This is a genomic window from Deltaproteobacteria bacterium, from assembly GCA_016875225.1.
In the GTDB taxonomy this organism is placed as follows: Bacteria; Myxococcota_A; UBA9160; order SZUA-336; family SZUA-336; genus VGRW01.
Map to the genome: position 1 here is coordinate 1 of VGRW01000150.1, position 3675 is coordinate 3675.

The 3675-nt window shown below is 70.6% G+C and carries 4 protein-coding genes; all 4 read right to left on the minus strand.

Translation table 11 applies throughout. The features are described 5' to 3' along the window. A partial coding sequence (locus FJ108_18125; protein ID MBM4337809.1) for a hypothetical protein occupies positions 1-576 on the minus strand: 576 nt, incomplete at its 3' end. Beyond that, positions 573-818, minus strand: a complete 246-nt coding sequence (yajC, locus tag FJ108_18130; GenBank protein ID MBM4337810.1) for a preprotein translocase subunit YajC — start codon at positions 816-818, stop codon at positions 573-575. The genes FJ108_18125 and yajC, both read right to left, overlap by 4 nt. A 104-nt stretch (positions 819-922) precedes the next feature. Further along, positions 923-2092, minus strand: a complete 1170-nt coding sequence (locus tag FJ108_18135) for a SpoIID/LytB domain-containing protein (GenBank protein ID MBM4337811.1) — start codon at positions 2090-2092, stop codon at positions 923-925. Positions 2093-2128: 36 nt separating this feature from the next. Further along, positions 2129-3574: an adenosylhomocysteinase gene (locus FJ108_18140; GenBank protein ID MBM4337812.1), complete on the minus strand. Its 1446-nt coding sequence runs from the start codon at positions 3572-3574 to the stop codon at positions 2129-2131. Positions 3575-3675 lie beyond the last annotated feature (101 nt).

Consider the following 3675-nt stretch of genomic DNA (forward strand, 5'->3'; position numbering starts at 1 on the left):
GGTGGTCGACTCGAGCACCTTGCGCGCGCCGGCCGCGTCGACCGCGCCCGGCATCTGCACCAGGATTCGTCCCGACCCCTGCGGCGCGATCACCGGCTCGCGAACGCCCAGACCGTCGACGCGCTTGCGCAGCACCTCGAGCGCCTGCAGCACCCCGCGGTCGACGACCTCCTTGTTCCAGCGCGCGTCGAGCCGGAGCAGCAGCGCGTCGCCCTGCTCCTCGACGTCGACGATCTCGATGTTCTCCTCGACGAGCTTGCGCAGGCCCGGGAGATCTCCGCGCAGCTCGAGCGCCGCGTTCGCCACCTGCGCGCCGGCCAGGGTGACCTTCCCCTCCTCGGCCAGCGTCTCGAGATTCCCCTTGAGCTTGGCGAGCTCCTGGGCGATCGCGGTCTGGTCGTCGATCCGCAGCAGCCAGTGGATTCCCCCCTGCAGATCGAGGCCGAGCGCGACGCCCTCGCTGCGCAGCCACCAGCGCCCCTCGCGCGCCTGCGTCGGAAAGAAGCTCGGCAGCGCGAACCACGCCATCAGCGCGGTCGTGACCGCGATCAGAATCCAGCGGGCGCGCAGGCTCAAGACTTCTCTCCCTCGGCCTTCACGGGAATGCGGGTCGCGATCGCCGCGCGCGAGAGCTTCACCTTCACGTTCGGAGCGATCTCGACGGTGATCACGTCTTCGGCGAGCCCGGTCACTCGGCCGTGCAGGCCGCCGGTGGTGATGACCCCATCGCCCTTCTCGACCTGCGCGAGCATCGCCTTGTGCTCCTTGTCCTTGCGCTGCTGCGGGCGGATCAGGAGCGCCCACATCAGCAGCAGCATCGCGACCAGGAAGAAGATCGGGCTGCCGAAGATTCCGCCCGCGCCGCCGCCGTCCGCCTGTGCGCGCAGGGGCGCGGCGGGGACTTCGATCTGTGCCTGTGTGTTCAACGCGTCGCGCTCCAGTTTCCGGCCACCGAACCTGGCGCGCCAACGCGCCGGAGCCTCGTGCCCGGGTAGTAATGTGCCAGAATTCCGCGGTAGCTTTGGCCCTGGCGGGCGAGCTCGCTCGCGCCCCACTGGCAGAGTCCCACGCCGTGGCCGGATCCGCTGCCCAGGAATCGCACCCGGTCGCCGTCGATCCGCGCGTCGAACTTCGCGCTGCGCAGCGCGCGGCCGCCGAGCACCTCGCGAAGGTCGCGTCCCGAGAGCGCGAGCGCGCCGATCCGGAGCGCGAGCACGCGGCCGGAGCGGCTGACGTCGGCGATCCGCACGTCGCGCACGTTGCCCGGTGCGTAGCCCGCCTCGCGAAGCGCGTCCGAGAGATCGGCGAGCGTGATCTCGTAGCTCCAGAAGTAGTCGGGCGCCGAGTCGTCGGGCGAGCTCACGCTGCGCAGGTAGGCGACGTCCTCGCCCCAGACCTCCGCGGCCGACGCCGTGGCTCCGCCCGACGAGGAGTGGAAGGCCGCCAGGATCGGCTCACCGGCGAAGATCAGCACCTGATCCCGAGTCGCGCGTGTCGCCAGGCGGGCACTCTCCGGCACCGATCCGACCGCATAGCGCTGCGAGATCACGGATCCCTCGAGCTCGAAGCGCTCGCCCACCCGCCGCGCGCGTTCGTGGAGCGCGTACGACCGGGCGACGACGGCTTGCGCCTTCAGCGCCTCGGCCGGCCAGATCGCGGGCGTCTCGCTGGCAACGCTGCTCGCGACGTAGGTCTCGAGCTCGACCACGTTCACCACGTCGAGACCCTCGCCGGCCGCGGGAAGGATCCGCAGCCGACCCGGCAGCGGCCGCCCGTCGAGTCGAAGTCCGCCGCGCGCGGAGAGGGTGACGGGGCCGCGATGGCTGCGCTTGCCGATCCAGACCTGCCCGCCGCGCGCGCTGGCGCGCAGGCTCTCGGCGGCGACCGGGCGGCCGTCGATCTCGAGCCCCTGGCCCGTCACGGTGACGGTCGGCCTGGCGCTGGCGATCCGCACGCGCAGAAGCTCCTCCGCGGCCGCGGGTAGCGCGCCGAGACAGAGCGCGAGCGCTGCTGCGAGGACTCGCCGTGCGCCCAAGGTCCTCCCCCACCGGATGCCGGCCGCAGGTATCGCAAAAGCCCCCTGTTCCGTCAATCAATTCGCGGAGATCGCCCGCGAATCGCCGCGCCGCTAGTAGCGGTAGTGATCGGGCTTGTACGGGCCCTCGGGCGAGATCCCCAGGTAGCCGGCCTGCTCGGGGGTGAGCTTGGTCAGCTTCACGCCGAGGTGGTCGAGGTGCAGCCGCGCGACCTCCTCGTCGAGGTGCTTGGGCAGCACGTAGACCTTGCGCTCGTACTTCCCGTTGGCGGCCCAGAGCTCGAGCTGCGCGAGAACCTGGTTCGTGAACGAGGCCGACATGACGAAGCTCGGGTGGCCGGTCGCGCAGCCGAGGTTCAAGAGCCGCCCCTCGGCCAGGATCAGCACGCTGTGCCCGTCGGCGAAGACGAACTCGTCGTACTGCGGCTTGATCGGGATGCGGCGCACGCCCTCGGCGGCGCGAAGCGCGGCCATGTCGATCTCGTTGTCGAAGTGGCCGATGTTCCCGACGATCGCCTTGTCCTTCATCCGCGCCATGTGGTCGACCGTGATGATCGAGTAGCAGCCGGTGGCGGTGATGAAGATGTCGGCGGTCTCGACCACCTCGTCCAGCGTCGCGACCTGGAAGCCCTCCATCGCCGCCTGCAGCGCGCAGATCGGGTCGACCTCGGTCACGATCACACGGCAGCCCTGTCCGCGCAGCGCCTGTGCGCAGCCCTTGCCGACCTCGCCGTAGCCGCAGACCACCGCGACCTTGCCGCCGAGCATCACGTCGGTCGCGCGCGCCAGGCCGTCGGGAAGCGAGTGACGGCAGCCGTAGACGTTGTCGAACTTCGACTTCGTGACGGAGTCGTTCACGTTGATCGCGGGGAAGAGCAGCGAGCCGTCCTTCTCCATCTGGTAGAGCCGGTGTACGCCGGTGGTGGTCTCCTCGGAGACGCCGACCACGTCCTTGGCCATCGCGGTGTACACGCCCTTGCTCGCGGCGAGCTCGCTCTTCAGCAGGCCGAGCACGACGCCCCACTCCTCGGAGTCCACGCCGCGCCGGTACTCCGGCACGCGCCCGGCCTTCTCGTACTCGACGCCCTTGTGGATCAGCATCGTGGCGTCGCCGCCGTCGTCGACGATCATGTTCGGGCCGAGTCCGCCCGCGAAGCGCAGCGCCTCGCGCGTGCACCACCAGTACTCTTCGAGCGTCTCGCCCTTCCAGGCGAAGACCGCGACGCCCTTGGGCGCGTCGACCGTGCCGGTCGGCCCGATCGCGACCGCCGCGGCGGCGTGGTCCTGGGTCGAGAAGATGTTGCAGCTCGCCCAGCGCACCTCCGCGCCGAGCGCGGTCAGCGTCTCGATCAGCACGGCCGTCTGCACCGTCATGTGCAGGCTGCCCATGATGCGCGCGCCGCGCAGCGGCTGGCTCGGCGCGTAGCGGGCGCGAAGCGTCATCAGGCCCGGCATCTCGTGCTCGGCGAGCCGGATCTCCTTGCGGCCCCACTCGGCCAGGCCGAGGTCCGCGACCTTGTAGCGATCGCTCTGGTCCATGCGCGTCTCCTCCTACAGCCCGAGATCGCGCCGCAGGTCGTCGGCTCGGCTGGTCTTCTCCCAGGTGAATGCGTCGCCCGTGCGGCCGAAGTGGCCGTTTT

Excerpts from the sequence above, each read along its gene's own strand:
- yajC (MBM4337810.1), bottom strand. The coding sequence starts at position 818 with ATGCTGCTGCTGATGTGGGCGCTCCTGATCCGCCCGCAGCAGCGCAAG.
- FJ108_18140 (MBM4337812.1), bottom strand. The coding sequence starts at position 3,574 with ATGGACCAGAGCGATCGCTACAAGGTCGCGGACCTCGGCCTGGCCGAG.